Source organism: Pseudomonas sp. HY13-MNA-CIBAN-0226 (genome assembly GCF_040310305.1).
In the GTDB taxonomy this organism is placed as follows: domain Bacteria; phylum Pseudomonadota; class Gammaproteobacteria; order Pseudomonadales; family Pseudomonadaceae; genus Aquipseudomonas; species Aquipseudomonas gregormendelii.
The window spans coordinates 1-247 of the sequence record NZ_JBEOPS010000507.1; the positions used below are offsets into that span (position 1 = coordinate 1).

The 247-nt window shown below is 61.9% G+C and carries 1 protein-coding gene; it reads left to right on the forward strand.

What is annotated here, in order from left to right; all coding sequences use genetic code 11:
- Positions 1-247: peptide-methionine (R)-S-oxide reductase MsrB (gene msrB / locus AAEZ05_RS29695; RefSeq protein ID WP_350650217.1), on the forward strand; the 247-nt coding region annotated here is incomplete at both ends.

Sequence of the window (247 nt, forward strand, 5' to 3'; positions counted from 1 at the left end):
GTACAACGCCACCAAGACCGACGGCGTCTACCACTGCATCTGCTGCAACGAGCCGCTGTTCGATTCCAAGGCCAAGTTTGATTCCGGCTGCGGCTGGCCCAGCTTCTATGAGCCGATTGCCGATAGCGCAATGGTCGAGATCCGCGACGTCAGTCACGGCATGATTCGCACCGAAGTCACTTGCGCCAAGTGTGACGCACACCTGGGGCATGTGTTCCCGGACGGTCCACCGCCGACGGGGCTGCGC